Below are 1108 nucleotides of genomic sequence, written 5' to 3' on the forward strand. Positions count from 1 at the left end.
GGCTCAGTCACTGTGCCATAGCCCCGGATGGCAGCTTCTTCATCGCCGGAACCACGGGGGAGAACGTGCGGGCGTGGGACGCGGCCACCGGGGAGGAAAAGCACTCCTTCCGCATAGGCGAAGTATGGAGGACCGTACAGAGCCCCAGCGGCACGTGGATCTGGTACGACATGAGAACAGGGACCCTCGGGAACGTGCTCACCGGCTGGTGTGCACCGACGAAGCCACGGACGACGCGCTTGACGCGGATGACCCTGAGCGGCAACGGTAAAACCCTAGCCATGGCCAATCCCAGCGGTGAAGTCTCCCTGTGGGACCCGGGTTCTGGCGCGCGACGCGCCGAGTTGCCCAGACAGCCGCATGAAATCCACCGGCTCGGTCTGGCTGGCAACGGCTCGTGGATCGCTCTCGGGGACCTGCACGAGATCCGCGTACTGGAACTTCCCGGTGGACAGGAACGTTTCACCTTGCCGGGCGGCGGTAACACCAGCAGCACGCGATTCGCCACCACCGACGATTGGCTGGCCGTACCCGACAAGCATCGAGTACACATACGGTCCACCCGCGACGGGACACTGCTGAGCACCCTCGACATCCACACCCACACCATCCTCGACTGCCGCCTCTCACCGGACCGGAAGCACCTGATGACTCTGGACAACGGCGACCTGCTCCTGGTGTGGGACGCTACCGCCCTCGCCCCCTGAGGACGCGAGGACATCCAGGCGCCACTTGGTGCCCTCGCCGCGACAGGGACACGACGCATCGCGTGGACGGAGAGGGCCCCGACGGTGACATCGCCGGACGCACCCGGTCCTGCCGCACATCCAGCAGCAGCGGCCCTGGCCCATCCCCCACAGGAGGGGTGGGAGTTACCCGCTCCGTCGATACCCCGGGCCGCGACGGGTTGGCCGCGTGTGGAGGACCGACAGGGTCGTCAACGGGATGGCCTACCAGATGCGCACCGGGATTTCCTTGATGTGACCTGCCGGAACGCAACGACACTGATCATTCTGCGGGTGGCGGTCACCACCGCACCCCACTGAGCCCATTCCAACTTCCCGCGGCCAAGAGGACGACGGCGAAGAAGGCCGCGAAGAATACATCC

Annotated in this window: 1 protein-coding gene; it reads left to right on the forward strand. The window is 65.9% G+C overall.

Annotated features, from left to right (window positions below; translation table 11 throughout):
* Positions 1 to 707: WD40 repeat domain-containing protein (locus ACWD1Z_RS37795; RefSeq protein WP_451125480.1), on the forward strand; the 707-nt coding region annotated here is incomplete at its 5' end.
* Between the last annotated feature and the right edge of the window lie 401 nt (positions 708 to 1108).

It is taken from the genome of Streptomyces sp. NPDC002784 (assembly GCF_053592135.1).